The sequence below is a fragment of the Marinobacterium alkalitolerans genome (genome assembly GCF_017776525.1).
GTDB lineage: Bacteria > Pseudomonadota > Gammaproteobacteria > Pseudomonadales > Balneatricaceae > Marinobacterium > Marinobacterium alkalitolerans.
In genome coordinates, this window is sequence record NZ_JACVEW010000008.1 from 1 (window position 1) to 20,845 (window position 20,845).

The 20,845-nt window shown below is 57.8% G+C and carries 20 protein-coding genes and 1 rRNA gene; 20 read left to right on the forward strand and 1 reads right to left on the reverse strand.

Annotation, left to right across the window (positions count from 1 at the left end):
• Positions 1 to 166 precede the first annotated feature (166 nt).
• The 3 genes from rrf (at position 167) to H9C73_RS06465 (ending at position 1,230) form a co-directional block, all read left to right on the forward strand.
• Positions 167 to 282: ribosomal RNA gene (rrf, locus tag H9C73_RS06455) — 5S ribosomal RNA — on the forward strand.
• 233 nt (positions 283 to 515) lie between these two features.
• Positions 516 to 776 carry an FAD assembly factor SdhE gene (locus H9C73_RS06460; protein WP_209286992.1) on the forward strand — a complete coding sequence of 87 codons (261 nt, stop codon included), beginning with the start codon at positions 516 to 518 and terminating at the stop codon, positions 774 to 776.
• Positions 748 to 1,230, forward strand: a complete 483-nt coding sequence (locus H9C73_RS06465; protein ID WP_209286993.1) for a hypothetical protein — start codon at positions 748 to 750, stop codon at positions 1,228 to 1,230. The genes H9C73_RS06460 and H9C73_RS06465 overlap by 29 nt, the downstream gene beginning before the upstream one ends.
• On the opposite strand, the gene nadB is transcribed toward H9C73_RS06465, so the two are convergent.
• On the reverse strand, positions 1,169 to 2,803 hold the full coding sequence (gene nadB, locus H9C73_RS06470) for an L-aspartate oxidase (RefSeq protein ID WP_209286994.1): 1,635 nt from the start codon (positions 2,801 to 2,803) through the stop codon (positions 1,169 to 1,171). The two genes, H9C73_RS06465 and nadB, sit on opposite strands and share 62 nt — an antisense overlap.
• Positions 2,804 to 3,023: 220 nt before the next feature.
• Here nadB and rpoE point away from each other — a divergent pair, with 220 nt between their 5' ends.
• The 17 genes from rpoE to adk all read left to right on the forward strand — a co-directional run bounded on the left by rpoE (position 3,024) and on the right by adk (position 20,757).
• Positions 3,024 to 3,611, forward strand: a complete 588-nt coding sequence (rpoE, locus tag H9C73_RS06475) for an RNA polymerase sigma factor RpoE (RefSeq protein ID WP_209286995.1) — start codon at positions 3,024 to 3,026, stop codon at positions 3,609 to 3,611.
• Positions 3,612 to 3,647: 36 nt separating this feature from the next.
• The gene (locus H9C73_RS06480) at positions 3,648 to 4,487 is read left to right on the forward strand and encodes a MucB/RseB C-terminal domain-containing protein (RefSeq protein ID WP_209286996.1); all 840 of its coding nucleotides are present in this window, start codon (positions 3,648 to 3,650) and stop codon (positions 4,485 to 4,487) included.
• Entirely contained in the window at positions 4,484 to 4,924 is a 441-nt protein-coding gene (locus tag H9C73_RS06485; protein ID WP_209286997.1) for a SoxR reducing system RseC family protein, read from the forward strand. The genes H9C73_RS06480 and H9C73_RS06485 overlap by 4 nt, the downstream gene beginning before the upstream one ends.
• Before the next feature lie 12 nt (positions 4,925 to 4,936).
• A complete protein-coding gene (locus tag H9C73_RS06490) occupies positions 4,937 to 6,340 on the forward strand; it encodes a DegQ family serine endoprotease (protein ID WP_209286998.1) in 1,404 nt (467 codons plus the stop codon).
• A 131-nt stretch (positions 6,341 to 6,471) separates the two neighbouring features.
• A complete protein-coding gene (gene lepA / locus H9C73_RS06495; RefSeq protein WP_209286999.1) occupies positions 6,472 to 8,271 on the forward strand; it encodes a translation elongation factor 4 in 1,800 nt (599 codons plus the stop codon).
• A 9-nt stretch (positions 8,272 to 8,280) separates the two neighbouring features.
• Entirely contained in the window at positions 8,281 to 9,093 is an 813-nt protein-coding gene (gene lepB, locus H9C73_RS06500; protein WP_209287000.1) for a signal peptidase I, read from the forward strand.
• Between the two features lie 12 nt (positions 9,094 to 9,105).
• Positions 9,106 to 9,486 (forward strand): DUF4845 domain-containing protein, encoded by a 381-nt coding sequence (locus tag H9C73_RS06505; RefSeq protein WP_209287001.1) that lies wholly within the window; start codon positions 9,106 to 9,108, stop codon positions 9,484 to 9,486.
• Complete coding sequence (gene rnc / locus H9C73_RS06510) at positions 9,483 to 10,169, forward strand: ribonuclease III (protein ID WP_209287002.1); 687 nt, start codon at positions 9,483 to 9,485, stop codon at positions 10,167 to 10,169. The genes H9C73_RS06505 and rnc overlap by 4 nt, the downstream gene beginning before the upstream one ends.
• On the forward strand, positions 10,166 to 11,068 hold the full coding sequence (gene era / locus H9C73_RS06515; protein WP_209287003.1) for a GTPase Era: 903 nt from the start codon (positions 10,166 to 10,168) through the stop codon (positions 11,066 to 11,068). Before rnc ends, era begins: the two co-directional genes overlap by 4 nt.
• Positions 11,068 to 11,763, forward strand: a complete 696-nt coding sequence (gene recO / locus H9C73_RS06520) for a DNA repair protein RecO (protein ID WP_209287004.1) — start codon at positions 11,068 to 11,070, stop codon at positions 11,761 to 11,763. The genes era and recO overlap by 1 nt, the downstream gene beginning before the upstream one ends.
• Entirely contained in the window at positions 11,756 to 12,529 is a 774-nt protein-coding gene (gene pdxJ / locus H9C73_RS06525; protein ID WP_209287005.1) for a pyridoxine 5'-phosphate synthase, read from the forward strand. The genes recO and pdxJ overlap by 8 nt, the downstream gene beginning before the upstream one ends.
• Positions 12,526 to 12,903 carry a holo-ACP synthase gene (gene acpS / locus H9C73_RS06530; RefSeq protein WP_209287006.1) on the forward strand — a complete coding sequence of 126 codons (378 nt, stop codon included), beginning with the start codon at positions 12,526 to 12,528 and terminating at the stop codon, positions 12,901 to 12,903. The genes pdxJ and acpS overlap by 4 nt, the downstream gene beginning before the upstream one ends.
• A gap of 103 nt (positions 12,904 to 13,006) precedes the next feature.
• Entirely contained in the window at positions 13,007 to 13,903 is an 897-nt protein-coding gene (cysM, locus tag H9C73_RS06535; protein WP_209287007.1) for a cysteine synthase CysM, read from the forward strand.
• A gap of 148 nt (positions 13,904 to 14,051) precedes the next feature.
• On the forward strand, positions 14,052 to 16,325 hold the full coding sequence (gene relA / locus H9C73_RS06540) for a GTP diphosphokinase (protein ID WP_209287008.1): 2,274 nt from the start codon (positions 14,052 to 14,054) through the stop codon (positions 16,323 to 16,325).
• Complete coding sequence (mazG, locus tag H9C73_RS06545; RefSeq protein WP_209287009.1) at positions 16,325 to 17,125, forward strand: nucleoside triphosphate pyrophosphohydrolase; 801 nt, start codon at positions 16,325 to 16,327, stop codon at positions 17,123 to 17,125. The genes relA and mazG overlap by 1 nt, the downstream gene beginning before the upstream one ends.
• Positions 17,126 to 17,223: 98 nt before the next feature.
• Complete coding sequence (gene ppc / locus H9C73_RS06550) at positions 17,224 to 19,830, forward strand: phosphoenolpyruvate carboxylase (RefSeq protein ID WP_209287010.1); 2,607 nt, start codon at positions 17,224 to 17,226, stop codon at positions 19,828 to 19,830.
• A gap of 270 nt (positions 19,831 to 20,100) precedes the next feature.
• On the forward strand, positions 20,101 to 20,757 hold the full coding sequence (adk, locus tag H9C73_RS06555) for an adenylate kinase (protein ID WP_209287011.1): 657 nt from the start codon (positions 20,101 to 20,103) through the stop codon (positions 20,755 to 20,757).
• The last annotated feature ends 88 nt before the right edge of the window (positions 20,758 to 20,845 follow it).

Genomic DNA, 20,845 nt, shown 5'->3' on the forward strand with positions numbered 1-20,845 from the left:
TAAGGCGTTGAGCTAACCAGTACTAATGGCTCGTGAGGCTTGACCATATAACGCCCAAGGCGTTTGGATGAATGGTTAAAAACGATTATTGCGATACCGGTTGAACGCTTGTAGCGACAACACAGACAGTCGAAAGAATTTCAGATCCTTTTTGTTACCAGTTTTGCTTGGCGACCATAGAGACGTGGAACCACCTGATCCCATACCGAACTCAGCAGTGAAACGCGTCATCGCCGATGGTAGTGTGGGGCTTCCCCATGTGAGAGTAGGTCATCGCCAAGCACCTAATACTAAAAGAAGGGTCATCCGCAAGGGTGGCCCTTTTTTTACGTCTATCGGTAAGGTCATCGCCATACCCAAGGGGCACATAGAGCACTTAATTAAGTGAAAACCCCGGTCTCGTTGAGGCCGGGGTTTTTGCGTTTTGGGCGGCTAATGTCTAACCGTCAGGGATGGTTTGCGCATGCCACAAACGGTAATATTCGCCTCTATTGTTAAGGCATTGGGATAAACAGATGTATACAGAAGATGATGTACGCCGCCTGACCTGGCAGTGTCGTCGGGGCATGCTCGAGCTGGATGTGCTGCTGGTACCCTTTATGGAAGAGGCATTCAGAGGGCTGGCCGAGGTGGATCAGGAACGCTTTGTTCGCCTGCTTGATTGTGAAGATCAGGACCTGTTTGTCTGGTTCATGCAGCGGGGTGAGCCTGAGGACGCTGACATGAAGCGCATTGTGGACATTATTCTTGAACGCGTTCAGCCCGATCAGGATTGAACTGAACAGCAGCCATGGGCTGCTGTTTTTGTATCTGGTGACCTTTGTGCTGGGAGTGCTGGGGCTGTTCAGGGTTGATCTGAATAGAGAAGCGCTTGCCTTGTCTATCTGTGCCTACACGGTGCTGTTTGCCATCCTTATCTGGCGCGATATTGTCACCCCTTTATCTGAACGTATCAGTATCATCGAGTGGGACGTTGAGCATCGCCAGATGCAGGTGATGACCGGCGAGGGGCGCTGGGTGCAGACAGAGTGCCTCTGTGAGTCTTTTTCGGTGCCCGGGGTCATCCAGATCCTGAGCCTGCAGCGTGAGGATCGTTATGCCAAAACCCGCCTCTTCCTCACGCCGGATCGGTTAAGTCGCGACAGCGCCCGCCGATTACAGGTAGCTCTTAACTGGTCGGCCCCTCTCGAACCGCATCGGGCCAAAGGAAATTGGGAGGCGTCAGAATAGTATCCATACGCTCAGCGGCCTGTGAAGGGTAGTCGAGCGTGTAGTGCAGGCCTCTGCTCTCCTTGCGGTTGATCGCGCTGCGGATGATCAGCGCCGCGACCGTGGCCAGGTTCCTCAGCTCGATCAGGTCAGAGCTGACACGGTAGTTACTGTAGTATTCAGCGATCTCCTGCAGCAGCAACTCGATACGGTGCTGGGCGCGCTGAAGTCGTTTGGTTGTGCGCACGATGCCAACATAGTCCCACATGAAGCGCCGGAGCTCGTCCCAGTTGTGCGAGATGATCACGTCTTCATCCGAGTCGGTCACCAGTGATTCATCCCAGTTTGGTATCTCCGGCAGTTCCAGCTTTTCCTGATCGTGACAGCGGGTAATCGATTGCGCCGCATTGCACCCCAGTACGATACACTCCAGCAGAGAGTTGGACGCCAGCCGGTTGGCACCGTGCAGGCCGGTGAAAGCCGTTTCGCCAATCGCATAGAGACCTTCCAGGTCTGTGCGACCGTTTTCATCGGAAATTACACCGCCACAGGTGTAGTGGGCTGCCGGTACGACAGGAATAGGGTCCCGTGTCATGTCGATACCCAGCTCCAGACAGCGCTGATAAATGGTCGGGAAGTGTGACTGTATAAAGGCTTCGGACCGATGTGATATATCCAGAAATACCGAGTCGCAGCCAAGTCGCTTCATTTCATGGTCGATTGCGCGGGCGACGATATCACGCGGTGCAAGCTCTTCACGTTCATCAAAACGGTGCATGAAACGGCTGCCATCCGGCAACAGCAGCTTTCCACCTTCCCCTCGTACGGCTTCGCTGATCAAGAACGACTTGGCCTGTGGGTGATAGAGGCAGGTTGGATGGAACTGGTTGAACTCCATATTGGCCACACGACAACCGGCACGCCAGGCCATGGCGATACCGTCACCGGTCGAGCCATCACTGTTACTGGTGTACAGGTAGGCCTTGGCAGCACCGCCGGTTGCCAGTACCACTGACTGGGCGCGAAACACTTCCACATGGCCGGTGTAGTTGTTGAGGACGTAGGCACCCACACACCGATTGTGAGACAGCTTCAGCTTGCGCCGTGTGATCAGGTCTATGGCGATGTGCTGGTCGAACAGGTGAATGTTCTCCCTTGACGTTGCCTGCTCCATAAGGGTTTCGTGAACGGCGCGGCCAGTGGCGTCTGCTGCGTGAATGATGCGCCGGTGTGAGTGGCCGCCCTCCTTGGTGAGGTGGTACTCACCGTTTTCCCGGGTAAAGGGTACGCCCATTTCAATCAGCCAGCGGATGCTGTCAGGGCCGGACTGGATGATCTGGCGCACCGCTTCAGGACGGCTGAGCTTGGCGCCTGCCACGAGGGTATCCTGAATATGCTCGTCCGGTGTATCGGTTTCATCAAGCACGGCCGCAATACCGCCTTGTGCCATCCAGGTTGAACCGCTGGCGTATTCAGCCTTGCTGAGAACGGCAATGCTGAGGTGTGTGGGCAGGTTAAGCGCCAGGCTCAGACCTGCTGCGCCACTTCCTATGACCAGTACATCAAAGTCTGAAGGAGTGCCTTGTGTCATCATATTCAGGTTCCGTGCTGTCAGTCGGGGTATTATGCGTGCTGAAACCGGTCAGGAAAACCAAAAAGCCGGGAACTTCATCCACCATTAAGGTTCATACCTTGTGCAAGCCTGCTCAGGACACGAGGTTGAAATGCATTAGGGTGGCAATACATACTGCATCGGGTTTAAGTGCGTCCTACAGATGTGGACGCAGGTCGCAGCGACTTATTAAGGATACCGAGTGTCTAGCGAAAGTCAGGCAGCTATCGACAAACGATTGGTTCAACGCGTTCAGGCAGGTGACAAGCAGGCATTTGATCTGCTGGTGAAGCAGTACCAGCACAAGATCATCGGCCTGATCGGTCGCTATGTATACGATTCGCACGAGGCCATGGACATTGCACAGGAAGCATTTATCAAGGCCTACCGAGCACTGCCGGGGTTTCGTGGCGAAAGTGCCTTCTATACGTGGCTTTACAGGATAGCGATCAATACTGCCAAGAACCACCTTGTCTCACGCGGAAGGCGTCCCCCTGATGTGGACGTGGATGTGAACGATGCGCAGTACATCGGAGCCGATTCCCAGTTGCGGGATCTGGACACGCCCGAGAATGCGCTGTATCGCGAAGAACTTGAGCGGGTCGTGCGTGAGACGCTCGATCGTTTGCCCGAAGAGTTACGTGTTGCACTCACACTGCGTGAGTTCGAAGGCATGAGTTATGAAGATATTGCCAACGTAATGGATTGCCCTGTAGGGACAGTGCGATCCCGGATTTTCCGGGCACGAGAAGCGATTGATAAAGAGATCGCACCCTTGCTGGAAAAGTAGATAAAGACTGCATGAGCAGATACCTGGGGATGAGATATGCATAAGGCCAAAGAATCACTCTCGGCACTGGTTGATGGTGAAGTCAGTGACTTTGAGTTGCGCCGTGCGCTCGAAACGACGTGTGAATCTTCGGAGCTACAGCAGCAGTGGCGGCGGTATCACGTTGCGCGTACATGCCTGAAGAGTGAACACCAGGCAGGGCTGGATGTTGATTTGAGCAGCCGGGTCATGGCGGCACTGGAGTCCGAACCCGCGCATGAAGCAGGTATCGAGCCTGCGCAGGGGGAGACCGGCAAGCCTGCCTCGCGCCGTTCTGCCAGCAAGGCTGGCTGGTGGCGCTCACTGACCAGCATGGCCGTCGCTGCTTCCGTAACCGCTGCGGTTATTCTGGGCGCCGGCAATTTCGAGGAGAGCGGCGGGCAGTCCCCCCAGTTCTATCTGCCGGGGCAGTCTGCGACCTCCGACCTGATGCGCACCCGTCTGGGTGGCAGTGTTACCAACCCGTCTTACGAGCCCCAGGATGTCATTCGACTGTCCGATGGCCTGAAGAAATACATCGATCAGCACCAGCACCTGCTTGATCGCCAGAGTGCCCCCCAGTGGACGACCCGCTGGCTGCCCAAGGGGTATTCGATCATTCGGCATGAACTGCTGCCACATGGTGAAGTCATGGTATTTGCCAATGGTCGTGATGCCTTTTCCGTCAGCGTGGAAGAGCTGGGGCATCAGAGTCTGCCGGAAGGGGTTGCTCAGGCCGATGGCTATATTGCCGTTGGCAAGCGCCGGGGGGACCACTTCGTCACCGTTGTGGGTGATGTGCCCCTGATGATCGCCGACCGTATTGCCAGTGCAGTTCAGCCCGAGCGCAAGCGGTGATTGAAGAGATCGTTACTGTCGTGGGCGTAGAGCCCTCCCGGGTGCGTGTTGCGGCTGCACGCAACAGTGCCTGTGCGCAGTGCTCAAGTCGCTCGAACTGTTCTCAAGGTGTGTTGTCCCAGTGGCAGAAGGACAAGGTGGTGGAAGTGGATGTGCTGAACCCGTCCAATCTGTCTGTTGCCGTGGGCGAGCGAGTTGTTATCGGACTGCCTGAAGGCAGTCTGATGCGCGCATCCTTCCTCCTCTATTGCCTTCCCTTGCTCTGCCTGGTGCTGGTGGCTGTTACCGCCCGCCAGCTGGGTATGGGGGAGATCGAGCAAGTGCTGCTGTCCGTTATGGCGCTGCTGGCCGGCTTTTGGGGGGTCAGACGTTATACCCGTCGCCATGAAGTGCAACCGCACTACCAACCTGTATTGCTGAAAATTCTGGAAACTTGAGGGTTTAAGCCAATGAAAAGCATCAAGTTCAGTCTGGGGTTACTGTTTGTACTTATGCTGTCCCCTTTGGTGAATGCGGCAAATCTGCCGGATTTTACCCGCCTCGTTGAAAGGGCGTCGCCGGGGGTTGTGAACATCAGCACGGTTCAGAAAGTTGATACGGATGAGCGTTCATCGCCTTTCGACCAGTTCCATGGCCCCAATGGGGAACAGATTCCGGAAATCTTTCGACACTTCTTCAGGGAAATGCCCCAGTTCAGGGAGCGCCGACGTGAAGCGCCGCAGTCCCTGGGGTCAGGCTTTATTATCTCCGAGGACGGCTACATTCTGACCAACCACCATGTGGTCAAGGATGCGGATCAGGTGATGGTCCGACTGAATGATCGCCGCGAACTGGAAGCGGATATCATCGGGTCAGACGAGCGCACCGATGTGGCGCTGCTCAAAATTGAGGCCGATGACCTGCCGGTGCTGGATCTGGGGCGTTCTGCCGATCTCAAGGTGGGTGAGTGGGTACTTGCTATTGGCTCGCCCTTTGGCTTTGACCACAGTGTGACGGCCGGTATTGTCAGTGCCACCGAGCGTGCTCTGGCCAATGAGACCTATGTCCCGTTTATTCAGACCGACGTGGCGATCAATCCGGGTAACTCCGGCGGTCCGCTGTTCAATCTCGACGGCGAAGTGGTGGGCATCAACTCTCAGATCTACACCCGCTCCGGCGGCTTCATGGGGCTCTCTTTCGCGATTCCCATCGATGTTGCCATGGATGTGGCCGAGCAGCTTAAAGGGCGCGGTTTTGTGGAACGTGGCTGGCTGGGTGTCGTCATTCAGGAAGTGAACCGGGACCTGGCGGAGTCCTTCGGCCTGTCGAAACCGGCCGGTGCGCTGGTGGCCAAGGTGTTGGCCGACAGCCCCGCGCGTGCTTCCGGCTTGCGTGAAGGCGATGTGATTCTTTCTTTCAATGACCATGACGTGGAACTGTCGTCCGATCTGCCTCCACTGGTGGGGCGCGTGAAGCCGGGTGAAAGCGCCGAAGTGGACATCATGCGTGACGGTCGACGCCAGACGCTGGATGTCACCATTGGTCGCCTGCCGGATGAAGAGGCTCAGGAAGCGGACGTTCAGCGGCAGCCGGCTGACAGCAACCGCCTGGGACTCACGGTTGCGCCGCTGCCACAGGAGTTGAGCGACAAGTGGCAGGTGCGCTCGGGTGTCATTGTCGAGCAGGTGCGTGAAGGTGCCGGTGCACGAGCCGGACTGGTCCGAGGCGATGTGATCACCATGCTCAATGGCAAGCAGGTGGAAACCATCGACCAGTTCAATCGTCTGGTGGATGAGCTGCCCGAGGGCCGTTCCGTCCCCATGCGGATCGTGCGCAGAGGCAGTCCGCTGTTCATTGCCTTGAAGATGAAATAACGATGAATAAAGGGGGCCAAGGCCCCCTTGTTCAATTTCTGAGCGCATGGGTCTAATGACCTGACAGGGGTCTTAGGGTACACTGCGCACTTTTCAGAAACCCTAATTGACTGGAGTCGGGTAACCCTATCGTGAGTAACCTGGATCATATTCGTAACTTCTCGATCATCGCCCACATCGACCACGGCAAGTCCACCCTGTCTGATCGCATCATTCAGATCTGTGGCGGCTTGACCGATCGTGAAATGGCACAGCAGGTGCTGGACTCCATGGACCTTGAGCGTGAGCGTGGCATCACGATCAAGGCTCAGAGCGTTACTCTGGATTATCACGCGCGCGACGGCAAAACCTATCAGCTCAACTTTATCGACACGCCCGGACACGTGGACTTCTCCTATGAAGTCTCGCGCTCGCTCTATGCCTGTGAGGGTGCGCTGCTGGTTGTGGATGCGGCTCAGGGGGTTGAAGCCCAGTCGGTTGCCAACTGCTACACCGCCATCGAGCAGGAGCTGGAAGTCCTGCCGGTCCTGAACAAAATGGACCTGCCTCAGGCTGACCCGGACCGCGTGCGCCAGGAAATCGAAGAAGTGATCGGTATTGATGCCAGTGATGCCATCGCCTGCTCCGCCAAGACCGGCAACGGCGTGGACGACGTGCTGGAAGCTCTGGTACGTGTTATTCCGCCGCCCGAGGGGGATGTGGATGCTCCGCTGCAGGCGCTGATCATCGACTCCTGGTTCGACAACTACCTGGGCGTCGTGTCTCTGGTGCGCGTCAAACAGGGAACTCTGAACAAGAAAGACAAAATCCTGATCAAGTCCACCGGACAGACTCACCAGGTAGACTCGGTAGGGATCTTCACACCCAAGCGCAAGGAAACCGGCGTGCTTCGGGCCGGCGAAGTGGGCTTTGTCGTAGCAGGCATCAAGGATATTCATGGTGCGCCCGTGGGCGATACGCTGGTGCCGGCCAAACACCCGGAAGTCGATAGCCTGCCCGGGTTCCAGAAGGTTCAGCCTCAGGTATACGCAGGCCTTTTCCCGACCAGCGCGGATGACTATGAAGACTTTCGTGATGCACTCGAGAAGCTGACGCTTAACGACGCATCCCTGTTTTACGAGCCGGAAAGCTCTGATGCACTCGGCTTTGGTTTCCGCTGTGGCTTCCTGGGAATGCTGCACATGGAGATCATCCAGGAGCGCCTTGAGCGTGAATACGATCTTGACCTGGTGACCACTGCGCCCACCGTTGTCTACGAGATCGAGCTTAACAACGGCGACGTGGTGTACATCGACAGCCCGTCCAAGCTGCCGGACCCGGGCAGTATCCGCGAAATGCGTGAGCCGATTGTGCTGGCCAATATCCTGGTACCGGAAGAGCATCTGGGTCAGGTTATCGGGCTGTGCGTTGAAAAACGCGGCGTGCAGAAAAACATGCACTTCGTGGGCAAGCAGGTCCAGGTGACCTATGAGTTGCCGATGGCCGAAGTGGTGCTGGATTTCTTTGACCGCCTCAAGTCAGTCAGCCGCGGTTACGCTTCACTGGAGTATAACTTCCAGCGCTTTGAAGCGGCCAGGCTGGTGCGCATGGACATTCTGATCAACGGTGAGCGTGTGGATGCTCTGGCCGTGATTCTGCACCGGGATAATGCCGAGTACCGTGGCCGTCAGCTGTGTGAGAAGATGAAGGAGCTGATTCCGCGCCAGATGTTCGACGTGGCAATTCAGGCGGCGCTGGGGGGCAAGGTGATTGCCCGTACCACCGTCAAGGCACTGCGCAAGAATGTAACCGCCAAGTGTTACGGTGGTGACGTGAGCCGCAAGAAGAAGCTTCTGGCAAAACAGAAGGAAGGTAAAAAGCGCATGAAGCAGGTTGGGCGTGTTGAGATTCCTCAGGATGCTTTCCTGGCCGTGCTCAAGGTGGACAGCTAAGGCGGATAGATGAACTTCGATTTTTCTTTGGTGCTGGTGCTTGTCACCGCACTGGCCGGCGTGCTCTGGCTGCTGGATCGGCTGATGCTGGCGCCGAAGCGTCAACAGGCCGTAAAGGATGCTGAAGCGACTGCAGGTCGCTCACTGGATGAGCGCGAGCGTCATGCGCTGCTGCGTCAGCCCGGATGGGCCGATACCGCGCGTTCCATGTTCCCGGTTCTGCTGGTCGTTCTGGTGGTGCGCTCATTCTTGTATGAGCCGTTCCAGATCCCATCCGGATCCATGCTGCCCACACTGAAGATCGGTGACTTCATCCTGGTCAACAAGTATGACTACGGTCTGAGGCTTCCGGTTACGAACACGCGGATACTGGCAAACAATGATCCAGAGCGTGGCGATGTAATTGTATTCCGCTATCCTGAAGACACCAGCATCAACTACATCAAGCGTGTAGTCGGGGTGCCGGGCGATGTCATCACCTATCAGGACAAGGTACTCTACATCAACGGTCAGCCTCAGCCTCAGACGCTGCTGGCCAAGTTGCCGCCATCTCGACCGGAGCAGTTGCTGCTGGATGAAAAGCTGGATGGCGAGGCGCACAGGATTTTCCGTGATGTGTACCGACCGGTTATCAATGGCACCTGGCGGGTGCCGGAAGGTCAGTATTTTGTTCTGGGTGATAACCGGGACAACAGCAAGGACAGCCGCTACTGGGGATTCGTACCGGAGGAGCTTCTGGTCGGCAAGGCGGCGGCGGTCTGGATGCATTGGAAAGACTTCTTCAGTCTCCCCGATTTCAGTGAAGTGCGACAGATCAACTAGAGGATGATTGCAATGAACACAGGTGTGGTTCCATTTCAGCGCGGAGCGTCTTTACTCTCAACCCTGCTTGTCCTGATCGTTGCCGGTGTTTTCTTCAGCGTTGGGTTCAAGCTGTTCACGCCGTACAAGGATCACGCCACCATCAATTCAATCATGACCAATATGGTGTCTGACCCGGAAGAGTTGACGGTCAGCATCCGGGAAATGCGCAGTAACCTGGACAAGCGTTTCCTCATTAACCAGGTGAAACTGCCCAACCGTGAGGCGCTCGATATCCGTTTGGAAGAGGGCGTGCTCTACTTTGATCTGAAATACGAAGTGCGTGTTCCGATGTTTTACAACGTGGATGCGCTGGTAACCTTTGAAGAACACTACGAAGCTGTAAAACCTTGATTAAACCTGCTGCTGAACTGGCCCGGAAACTGGGCAACCCCTGTACCGACGAAACCCTGTTTGAGCTGGCGCTTACCCACCGCAGTTGTGGCAAGCGCAACAATGAGCGTCTGGAGTTTCTTGGTGATGCCATCCTGAGCTTTGTTGTTGCGGATGCGCTGTATCAGCGCTTCCCCGATGCGCGTGAGGGGCAAATGAGCCGCCTTCGCTCCCGTGTCGTGAAAGGTGAAACCCTGGCCAAGATCGCACGCGAGATGTCACTGGGTGACTACCTGCGCTTGGGCAGTGGTGAACTCAAGAGCGGGGGCTATCGCCGTGACTCCATTCTTGCTGACAGTGTCGAGGCCATCATCGGCGCGGTATACCTCGATCAGGGTGTGGAAGCGGCACGTGCCTTCATACTGCACTGGTTTGGCAAGCACCTGCAGCAGCTTGACCTGAAGGTCTCGCTGAAAGACTCCAAAACGCGCCTGCAGGAGTACCTGCAATCCCGTCGTACTGCGTTGCCGCAATATGAGCTGATCTCGGTGGAAGGTGACCCGCATGACCAGACCTTTCATATACGCTGTCATGTGGCGTTACTGGACGAGGCAACCGAAGGTCGAGGCAGCAGCCGTCGCCAGGCCGAACAACAGGCGGCCTCTTCGGCCTTGACGGCACTGGGGCAGGAGAGTGGAGCATGAGTGAATCAGCAATGCGTTGTGGATATGTGGCCATTGTCGGGCGTCCCAACGTGGGCAAGTCGACACTGCTGAACCGTATTCTGGGTCAGAAGCTCAGTATCACTTCGCGCAAGCCGCAAACAACCCGTCACCAGATACTGGGCATCCATACGGAAGATGACCTCCAGGTGGTGTACGTGGATACTCCGGGGCTGCACAAGGACGACAAGGGCAAGGCGTTGAACCGCTTCATGAACCAGACGGCATCCGAGGCGCTTCGCCATGTGGATCTGGTCGTATTCATCGTTGATCGTACCGCCTGGACCGAAGAGGATCAGATCGTTCTGGACAAGCTGGAACACGTGCGCTGTCCGGTTATTCTGGCGGTTAACAAGGTCGATCAGCTCAAGGACAAGGATGCGCTGTTGCCGCAGCTGGACCTGCTGGCGGGCAAGCGACACTTTGACGCCATCGTGCCCATTTCGGCACAAAAGGGCCACAACGTGGAACGCCTTCAGCGTGAAGTTGAAACGCGTATTCCCGAGGGTGTACATCTGTTTCCGGAAGACCAGATTACCGATCGCAGCTCCCGTTTCGTTGCCGCAGAGCTGGTGCGTGAAAAGCTGATGCGCAACCTGGGGGATGAGGTGCCCTATGGTACCACCGTCGAGATCGAGGAATTCAGTCACGACGGTCGGGTTCTGACCATCAGTGCTTTGATTCTGGTCGAGCGAGAAGGCCAGAAACGTATCGTGATCGGTGACAAGGGCAGTGTTATCAAAACCATCGGTCGCGATGCGCGCCTGGATATGGAGCGCATGTTTGATACCAAGGTGATGCTGAACCTCTGGGTCAAGGTCAAGCGCGGCTGGTCCGACAATGAGCGAGCCCTCCAGAGCCTGGGGTACAGGCACGAGTAATGGAGTCTCGGGTCGATGCGGCGGCGGCCTATGTCCTGCACACGCGCCCTTATCGTGAAACCAGCCTGCTGGTTGATCTCTTTACGCTTGAACATGGCCTGGTCAGTGTGGTCGCACGCGGGGCGCGCAAGCCGGGCTCTCGCCTGAGAGCACTGCTGCAGCCCTTTCAGTCACTGCAAGTAGGCTGGTATGGGCGCTCGGAATTGAAGAACCTGCGGGCTGCCGAAGCCAGTGAAACGGCCTGCATGCTGCAGGGCCGTGCGCTGCTCTGCGGCCTTTACCTGAATGAGCTGCTTCAGCGCCTGCTGCGCCCTCACGACCCCCACCCGCGCCTGTTTGTCTATTTCCGCTATGCGCTGAACGAACTGAGACTGAACCAGGATATTGAAGGTGCCCTGCGTACATTCGAGCATCAACTGCTGGAGCAGCTGGGCTTCGGGCTTAACCTGGACAGTCTTGAGCCTGAGCGGCTGTATGTCTGGTGTCCCGAGGCCGGGCTAAAACCGGCCGCGTCCGGCAAGCCGGGCTGGGCCGGTGCGCATCTTCGGGCAATTGCGCAGGACCATTACGATGATCCAGCCGTAAAACGCTGTGCAAAACAATTCATGCGGGCCCGTCTGGCGCCACTGCTGGGGGAAAAGCCCCTGCGCAGCCGGGACCTGTTTCTAAAACGCAAAGGAGCGAAGGATGACTGATCCTGATCGTCTGCTGTTGGGCATAAACATCGACCACATTGCGACCCTGCGGCAGGCCCGTGGTACCCGCTACCCTGATCCGGTGCAGGCGGCTGCCCTGGCGGAAGAGGCCGGTGCAGATGGCATTACCGTCCACTTGCGTGAAGACCGTCGGCATATTCAGGACCGCGATATTGAAGTGTTGGCACAGACACTCCAGACACGCATGAACCTGGAAATGGCCGTGACCGAGGAGATGCTTGCACTGGCCGAACGTATTCAGCCGGCCCACGTGTGCCTCGTACCGGAAAAGCGTGAGGAGCTGACCACTGAAGGTGGGCTGGACGTGGTGGGTCAGGAAGCGGCTATCCGCACGGCCTGCGAGCGTCTGGCCAATGCCGGTTGTGAAGTGTCGCTGTTCATTGATCCGGAACCGGCTCAGATCGATGCGGCGGTGCGCTGCGGTGCGCCGGTGATCGAGCTGCACACGGGCAACTTTGCCGACGCCGAGACGCCGGTCGCGCGCAGTGAGGAACTGAACCGCCTCAAGCTGGCCTCGCGGCATGCCTGGCAGCAGGGGCTGGTCGTGAATGCCGGCCATGGTCTGCATTACCACAACGTGGAGCCGGTGGCCGAAATTCCTGAGATCAACGAACTGAACATCGGTCACGGCATCATCGCACGGGCGGTCATGGTGGGGCTGAAGCAGGCTGTCAGTGAAATGCGAGATCTGCTGTTTGCGGTTCAGCAGCGTGTGCAGGCACGCCGGGACGAGATTCGCTCGTGATCATCGGCATCGGTACCGACCTGCTGGAGATCGCACGCGTTGAAGCCGCTCTGACCCGTACTCCCAGGCTCAGTGAGCGCATACTGACGCCGAAGGAGTGGCAGGCGTTCGCGACTGCCACTCAGCCGGCTCGCTTTCTGGCGAAACGCTTTGCGGCCAAGGAAGCGGCCGCCAAAGCGCTGGGGACGGGGATCGGTCGAGGCGTCAGTTGGCAACACATGGAAGTGGGGCATGATGACAGCGGCAGACCCTTGATGACACTGTCTGGCGGGGCGCTGGAGGTTGCAACGGCGCTGGGCGTGCAGCAGCTCCACCTGAGTTACAGTGACGAGCGCGAGTACGTCAGTGCCTTTGTCATTGCCGAGCAGCGTTGAAATTGTCTGGCGGTCGCTGCGCTGGTATTATTCCGACTATATTTATCGGGAATAAATAACCGTTTTTTTATTTCTTGCAGTACAGTGCCATGCCGGAGTTGCCATGCCCATAAATTATCCCACCATTGCTGATTATGTCGGTCACACGCCGTTGGTACGCCTGCAGCGTATTCCTGTGCCCAACGGCAACACGGTTTTGTGCAAGCTCGAGGGAAATAACCCGGCCGGGTCGGTGAAGGACCGTCCGGCACTGAGCATGATCAACCTGGCCGAGTCTCGCGGAGACATTGAGCCGGGGGACTGCCTGATTGAAGCGACCTCGGGCAATACCGGTATCGCGCTGGCGATGGCGGCAGCCATTAAAGGCTACCGGATGAAGCTGATCATGCCTGATAACATGAGTGCCGAGCGCAAGGCGGCCATGACAGCCTACGGCGCCGAGCTGATCACCGTGACTCAGGCTGAAGGCATGGAACGGGCACGCGACCTGGCGCTGGAGATGCAGGCCGCCGGCGAAGGCAAGGTACTGGATCAGTTCTCCAACCTCGATAACCCCGAAGCGCACTATACTGGAACAGGCCCGGAGATCTGGCAGCAAACGCAGGGCACGATCACCCATTTCGTGAGTTCCATGGGCACAACGGGCACGATTATGGGTGTCTCCCGCTACCTCAAGGAGCAAAATCCCGAGATACAGATCGTGGGTCTGCAGCCATGTGAGGGGTCACAGATTCCGGGTATTCGTCGTTGGCCCGAGGCCTATCTGCCCAGGATTTTTGACCGCTCGCGCGTTGATCAGGTGATTGACATTGAGCAATCGGAAGCCGAAGACACCATGCGTGCACTGGCTCGTGAAGAGGGTATTTTCTGCGGTGTTTCGTCGGGGGGCTCTGTCGCAGGTGCGCTGCGGCTGGCCGCAGAGGTCGAGAATGCCACGATTGTGTGCATCATCTGTGACCGCGGAGATCGTTATCTCTCGACAGGTGTGTTCGACAACTGACAGGCCGCAGGCATGGCCAGCCCTCGCACTTGAAGGCTCAAGCGACTAGAATGTGTGCCCATCCCGAAACTGCGGGCCTGCGGTATGCAGTCCAGGTTCGTGGTGACGCCCATCGTCGCCGGAGATTTGACAGGAGTGGCTTGGCGCCATGGTGAAGGTTCGAGAAGACCATCCAATTCGAGAAGATGGCAGTGTGGATCTCGATCTCTGGCTGCTGCGTTTGCAGCAGCAGGTTGAGGTTTCCGATATCAACCAGTTGCGTGAAGCATGTGAGCTGGCCAGGGAGGCCAGGGCGGCTGTTGCCGAATGTGATGACAACTGGGCACAGAATACCATTGGCAGTTTTCGCACCGGGCTGGAAATGGCCCAGATCCTGGCGGAGCTTCAGCAGGATCAGGAAACACTGGTAGCAGCGGTGCTCTACCGGTCTGTGCGCGAAAGCAAGCTTTCTCTGCAACAGGTCCGTGAGCGCTTTGGCACCACAATCGCGGATCTGATTGATGGTGTGCTCCAGATGGCGGCCATCGGCAGCCGTAAAAATCCCCGCAGTGAAGAAAGTGTTCTGGGGACCAACTCTGCGCAGATCGATAACGTGCGCAAGATGCTGGTCGCCATGATCGATGACGTGCGTGTGGCACTGATCAAAATTGCCGAGCGCACCTGTGCCATTCGAGGCGTCAAGAACAGTGACCGCAAGAAGCGTTACCTTGTTTCGCGGGAAGTGTTCGATATCTACGCGCCGCTGGCACACCGTCTCGGTATCGGTCACATCAAGTGGGAGCTGGAGGATCTTTCCTTCCGTTACCTCAAGCCGAATGACTACAAGCATATCGCGCGCCTGCTGGATGAAAAGCGGCTGGACCGTCAGTTGTTCATCAATGAGGTCGTTGAACTGCTGCGCAGTCGCCTGGCCGATGCCCATATCGACGGCGAGGTGATGGGCCGCGCCAAGCATATCTACAGCATCTGGCGCAAAATGCAGCGCAAGAACATCGACTTCAACCAGGTATATGACGTCCGTGCTGTCCGTATTCTGGTGCCGGAGATTCGAGACTGCTATACGGTGCTGGGGATCGTGCATGGGCTCTGGCGCAATATTCCGCACGAGTTTGACGACTACATCGCTTCCCCCAAGCCCAATGGCTACCGCTCCCTGCACACGGCCGTATTCGGTCCTGAAGGCAAGGTGCTGGAGGTCCAGATTCGTACCTTCGACATGCATGAAGAAGCGGAGCTGGGCGTTTGTGCGCACCACCTCTACAAGGGGACTGACACACGCTCCCGTGCCGACGGCTACGAAGAAAAAATTGCCTGGCTGCGGCAGGTACTGGAATGGCATGACGATCTTGGTGATACCGAAGCGCTGGGCGACATGCTGCGCGGTGATGTGGTGCAGGACCGTGTCTATGTCTTTACCCCGGACGGCCATGTGATCGACCTGCCTCAGGGCGCAACGGCGGTGGATTTTGCCTACCGCGTGCATACCGAAGTGGGGCATCGATGCCGTGGCGCCAAGGTTAACGGTCGCATCATCCCGTTGAACCGTCCGCTGCAAACCGGTGATCAGGTCGAGATTCTGACCTCCAGAGAAGAAGCGCCGCGGCGCGACTGGCTGAACACCAACTACGGATTTGTGACCACCTCCCGCGCACGGGCGAAGGTCGCGCACTGGTTCAAGCAGCAGGCCAAGGATCAGAACGCCGAAGCAGGGCGTGACATTATCCTGCGCGAATTCCGGCGCCTGGCACTGGACCCCCAGCTGATTGACCTTGAGCGGATTGCACAGGATATCAACTACCGGACAGCTGAAGATGCCTGCGCTGCGCTGGGGGCCGGCGATGTGCGCCTGTCACAGATCATCCATGCGGCTCAGGCACAGATTGAGCCGGAACGTTCCAAGCCGCAGATGGACCTGGCGCTGCCGACGCAGCCCGCCGCCAGCAAGGAGCCGCGCAGCGGTGGCAGCGGGATCAATATTCAGGGGGTGGGCAACCTGATGACCACTCTGGCAACCTGCTGCAAACCGGTACCCGGCGATCCGATCATGGGGTATATCACCCAGGGACGCGGCATTTCGATTCACCATGAAGACTGCCTCAACCTCATGAACCTGCGGGAAACCGAACCTGACCGGGTGATCAGCGTGGATTGGGGTGATGAAGACGAGCAGACCTATCCGGTGGATATGATCGTCGAGGCGTTCGACCGTCCAGGGCTGCTGCGTGATGTCATGCTGGTGCTGAGTAACGAGAAGCTCAACATCCTGGCAGCCAATACGCTTACGGACCGAAAGAACAATATGGCACGCCTGACACTGACCGTGGAAATACCGCGCCTTGAGCGTCTGGGTCGCCTGATGGACAAGATCAATCAGGTGCCCAACGTACTGGATGTCCACCGCGAACGCAGCTCGGGGGCCTGATGTACACACTCGAAGACCTCATTCGGTTGATGAATGCGTTGCGCGACCCGGAGGGCGGTTGCCCCTGGGATCGCAAACAGACCTTTGCCAGTATCGTGCCTCATACGCTGGAGGAAGCCTATGAAGTGGCTGACTGTATCGAGCGTGAGGATTGGGAGCATCTGAAAGGCGAGCTGGGAGACCTGCTGTTTCAGATCGTCTTCTATGCCCGCCTGGCGGATGAACAGGGCTGGTTTGATCTGAAAGCGGTGATTGATCAACTGGTCGACAAGCTGCTGCGTCGGCATCCCCATGTATTTCCTGACGGCACGCTTGATGGTGCTGGCACCCAGGCAGTAGACGTGGCATCGGTGAGTGCCAGCTGGGAAGCGATAAAGGAACAGGAGCGTCACGAGAAGGCTCAGAAAGGGGTGCTGGATGATGTGCCGCTCAACCTGCCCGGCTTGAGCCGTGCGGCCAAGCTGCAGCGCCGAGCAGCCCGTGTCGGCTTTGACTGGCCGGACGTCAGGGGTGTGCTGGACAAGATTGAAGAAGAGATTGGCGAGCTGCGTGAAGCCCTGGAGCAGGGCAATGAAGCGCATGCGCGGGAAGAGCTGGGTGACCTCCTGTTTGCCCAGGTCAATCTGGCCCGGCACCTGAATGCCGACCCAGAGCAGGCGTTGCGCCAGACCAACGCCAAGTTTGAACGCCGCTTCCGGCATGTGGAAAGCCGCGTGCAGGCCAGCGGTGAAGACTGGGAACAGCTCAGCCTGGATACACTCGACCAGTGGTGGGACGAGGCCAAGCAGCGCGGTCTCTGAACTGTCACGGGTGCAACGCAGAATCATACCAATGACTCTATATGCCGGGTGCCCGAATCGGTTAGCATCAGGGTATGAACTCTAATGGAGGAGATGGCATGAGCGATCTGCACGAAGCACTGCGTGATGATGTTCGCGTTCTCGGGGAAAGCCTGGGGCGCACCATGGAAGCGCATCTGGGCGCGCCCTTTCTGGAGCGTGTCGAGTCTATTCGGCACCGTGCCAAGGCGGCTCGCTTGACCGAAAATGCCAGCCAGGACTCGTTGCGCCAGGCACTGGATGACTTGAGTGAAGATGAAGTCCTCCCGATGGCGCGCGCATTTACACAGTTCCTGAACCTCGCCAATATTGCGGAAGAACATCACCGCGTGCGCCGTTTTCTGGAAGCCGAAGGCGACGAAGATGCGGAGCTGATTGATCAGGTTTTTGCCGAGCTGAGCGAGGGTGAGCACTCTGGTGATGCGATTCTGGCATGCCTGAAGCAGATGCAGATCGACCTGGTGCTGACCGCGCACCCCACGGAAGTCAATCGCCGCACGTTGATCCAGAAATATGATGCCATCGCGGAAACGCTGAAGCAGCGCGACCGGGGTGAGCCGGTGCAGGATCAACTGGACCAGCTGATCAGCCAGATCTGGCACACCAACGAAATTCGCCAGAACCGGCCCACGCCCGTGGAAGAGGCCAAGTGGGGCTTCGCGGTGATCGAAAACTCGCTCTGGACCGCCGTACCCCGTTTCCTCAGGCTCCTGGATAGCCAACTGCATCAGGCGCTGGGCGTCTCCTTGCCCCTCGATGTCAGCCCCATCCGCTTTTCGTCCTGGATGGGCGGGGATCGTGACGGCAACCCCAATGTGACTGCCGGGGTTACCTCGGAAGTCCTCCTGCTGGCGCGCTGGATGGCCGCAGATCTCTATGCTCGAGACGTGGACCAGCTCCGGGCCGAGCTGTCGATGCACGCTGCCAATGCCGAGTTGCGTCACCTGACCGACAACCACCCCGAGCCCTACCGCGAGCTGCTGGGTCGCCTGCGCGCACGGCTGCTGGAAACGCGCCGGGGCATCGAAGCCTATTTGAAGGGAGAGTCGTCCGATCCGGATGCCTGGATCAGTGACTTGAATGAGTTGTTGGAGCCGCTGCAGATCTGTCATCGGTCGCTGACTGAGTGTGGCATGTCCTGCATCGCGTCAGGTGCGCTGGAAGACCTGCTGCGCCGCATTGCCTGCTTCGGCCTGACACTGGTGAAGCTGGATGTACGCCAGAACGCCGAACGCCACAACGAAGTCTTTGATGCCCTGACCGAGTTTTATGAGCTGGGGCGTTACTCCGACTGGAGCGAAGCGGAAAAACAGCAGTTCCTGTTACGCGAACTGCGCTCACGGCGGCCCTTGCTGCCTCGCCGCTGGCAGCCCTCGGATGACGTCAAGGAAGTGCTCAACACCTGTCGAGTAATCGCGGCCAATCCGGAGTACAGCCTGGGATCCTATGTGATCTCCATGGCCGGCCAGCCCTCGGATGTATTGGCCGTGACATTGTTGCTGCAGGAGGTCGGTGTCGAGCACAACATGCGCGTGGTGCCTCTGTTTGAGACCCTGGATGACCTTGATAACGCGCCGGGCTGTATCGCTGACCTGCTGGCCATCGACTGGTATCGGGACTATATCGATGGGCATCAGGAGGTGATGATCGGTTACTCCGACTCTTCCAAGGATGCAGGTCAGCTGGCGGCGGCCTGGGGGCAGTACCGTGCTCAGGAAGCGCTGACTGGACTCTGTCGCCGCGAAGGTATCCGATTGACGCTGTTCCATGGTCGTGGTGGTACGGTGGGCCGAGGCGGTGGTCCGAGCCATACAGCCATTTTGGCACAGCCGCCGGGTTCGGTGGGTGGCAGCCTGCGCGTGACCGAGCAGGGGGAAATGATCCGGTTCAAGTTCGGTATTCCCGAGATCGCCGTGCGCAACCTGACGCTTTACACGGCTGCTGTCCTGAAGGCGACTCTGAGCCCGGGGCCTGCGCCCCGTGCCGAGTGGCGCGAGGTGATGGATGCCATGGCGCACTGTGGCATGAAGATCTATCGCTCGCTGGTGCGTGAGGAGCCACAGTTCGTGCCTTACTTCCGGGCGCTGACCCCCGAACAGGAGCTGGCCAAGCTGCCATTGGGATCTCGGCCGGCCAAGCGCCGTGTGGACGGAGGCGTCGAGAGCCTCAGGGCGATCCCCTGGATTTTTGCCTGGACACAGACGCGCCTGATGCTGCCGGCATGGCTCGGTTCCGGGGCGGCCTTGAAGATGGCACAGGAAGAAGGCCGGCTGTCGGTCCTGCACCAGATGTACAGTGACTGGCCGTTCTTCCAGTCCTGGATCGACATGCTGGAAATGGTACTGGCCAAGAGTGATGTCAACATATCGGCGTATTATGAGCAGCGGCTGGTGTCCCCGGAGTTGCATGCGCTGGGCTCCAGTCTGCGGGCCAGGTTGCAGCAGGCGGTTGAGCAGGTTTGCCTGATCAAGCAGGAACAGAAACTGCTGGTCGGCAACCCGGTGATTCGTCAGTCGATCGATGTCCGAAACCCTTATATTGATCCCTTGCACGTGCTTCAGGCTGAACTGCTGTTCCGTGACCGCAACCACCCTGATCAGCGGCTGGAGCAGGCATTGATGATTACCATGGCGGGTGTTTCGGCCGGGATGCGCAACACCGGTTAAAGGCGGCATCCCGAGGCTGGGGGTTGAATAGGCCTCGGGGTTTGCGTAATCTCGATGACTTTGTCGACAGTCTGACCAATATAGGCGGCTGTTCAAGGACCGAATCAGGCGCTCGAGAGCCTCTTCGACAACCCTGTTAGGGCTAATGTCGAATTGCGGTTCAGGGGGGCGGCCCTATAGCCTGCGGTATCATAGAGAACAGAATTTTGCTGCCCAGCCGTGCGCTGGGCGGCCCACTTTAGCGATTACAACAAACTTCGGGAGATATACATGCGCATTATTCTGCTTGGAGCACCCGGCGCGGGTAAGGGCACTCAGGCCCAGTACATTACGGAAAAATACAGCATTCCCCAGATTTCCACTGGCGACATGCTGCGTGCCGCCGTGAAAGCCGGCACTCCGCTGGGTAAGCAGGCCAAGGAAGTGATGGATGCCGGCGGTCTGGTATCCGACGATATCATCATCGGCCTGGTGAAAGAGCGTATCGCTGAATCAGATTGTGCCAACGGTTTCCTGTTCGATGGCTTCCCGCGCACTATTCCGCAGGCGGATGCCCTCAAGGAAGCAGGCGTTGATATCGATGCCGTTGTTGAGATCGATGTGGCTGATGAAGAGATCATCAAGCGCATGAGCGGTCGTCGTGTACACCCGGCTTCCGGTCGTACCTACCATGTTGTCTTCAACCCGCCGAAGGAAGAGGGCAAGGACGATGTGACCGGAGAAGAACTGGTACAGCGTGAAGACGACCAGGAAGACACCGTACGTCAGCGCCTCAAGGTGTATCACGACCAGACAGCCCCGCTGATCGACTACTACCGTGGCTGGAACGAGCGTGGCGAAGCCAAGGCACCCAAATACGTATATGTTGAAGGTGTGGGCAGCGTGAACGACATCCGCGACAAGGTCTTTGCCGGTCTGGAAGGCTAAGCCTCCCGAATGATGTTTTTTAAAGCCGCCTTCGGGCGGCTTTTTTAATGCGTTTGTCGCATAATAGCCCCCATCGATAATGTTCTAT

Coding starts and splice junctions, on each gene's coding strand:
- H9C73_RS06460 (WP_209286992.1), top strand. CDS start 516: ATGTATACAGAAGATGATGTACGCCGCCTGACCTGGCAGTGTCGTCGG.
- nadB (WP_209286994.1), bottom strand. CDS start 2,803: ATGATGACACAAGGCACTCCTTCAGACTTTGATGTACTGGTCATAGGA.
- H9C73_RS06480 (WP_209286996.1), top strand. CDS start 3,648: ATGCATAAGGCCAAAGAATCACTCTCGGCACTGGTTGATGGTGAAGTC.
- H9C73_RS06490 (WP_209286998.1), top strand. CDS start 4,937: ATGAAAAGCATCAAGTTCAGTCTGGGGTTACTGTTTGTACTTATGCTG.
- lepB (WP_209287000.1), top strand. CDS start 8,281: ATGAACTTCGATTTTTCTTTGGTGCTGGTGCTTGTCACCGCACTGGCC.
- H9C73_RS06505 (WP_209287001.1), top strand. CDS start 9,106: ATGAACACAGGTGTGGTTCCATTTCAGCGCGGAGCGTCTTTACTCTCA.
- era (WP_209287003.1), top strand. CDS start 10,166: ATGAGTGAATCAGCAATGCGTTGTGGATATGTGGCCATTGTCGGGCGT.
- recO (WP_209287004.1), top strand. CDS start 11,068: ATGGAGTCTCGGGTCGATGCGGCGGCGGCCTATGTCCTGCACACGCGC.
- pdxJ (WP_209287005.1), top strand. CDS start 11,756: ATGACTGATCCTGATCGTCTGCTGTTGGGCATAAACATCGACCACATT.
- cysM (WP_209287007.1), top strand. CDS start 13,007: ATGCCCATAAATTATCCCACCATTGCTGATTATGTCGGTCACACGCCG.
- relA (WP_209287008.1), top strand. CDS start 14,052: ATGGTGAAGGTTCGAGAAGACCATCCAATTCGAGAAGATGGCAGTGTG.
- mazG (WP_209287009.1), top strand. CDS start 16,325: ATGTACACACTCGAAGACCTCATTCGGTTGATGAATGCGTTGCGCGAC.
- ppc (WP_209287010.1), top strand. CDS start 17,224: ATGAGCGATCTGCACGAAGCACTGCGTGATGATGTTCGCGTTCTCGGG.
- adk (WP_209287011.1), top strand. CDS start 20,101: ATGCGCATTATTCTGCTTGGAGCACCCGGCGCGGGTAAGGGCACTCAG.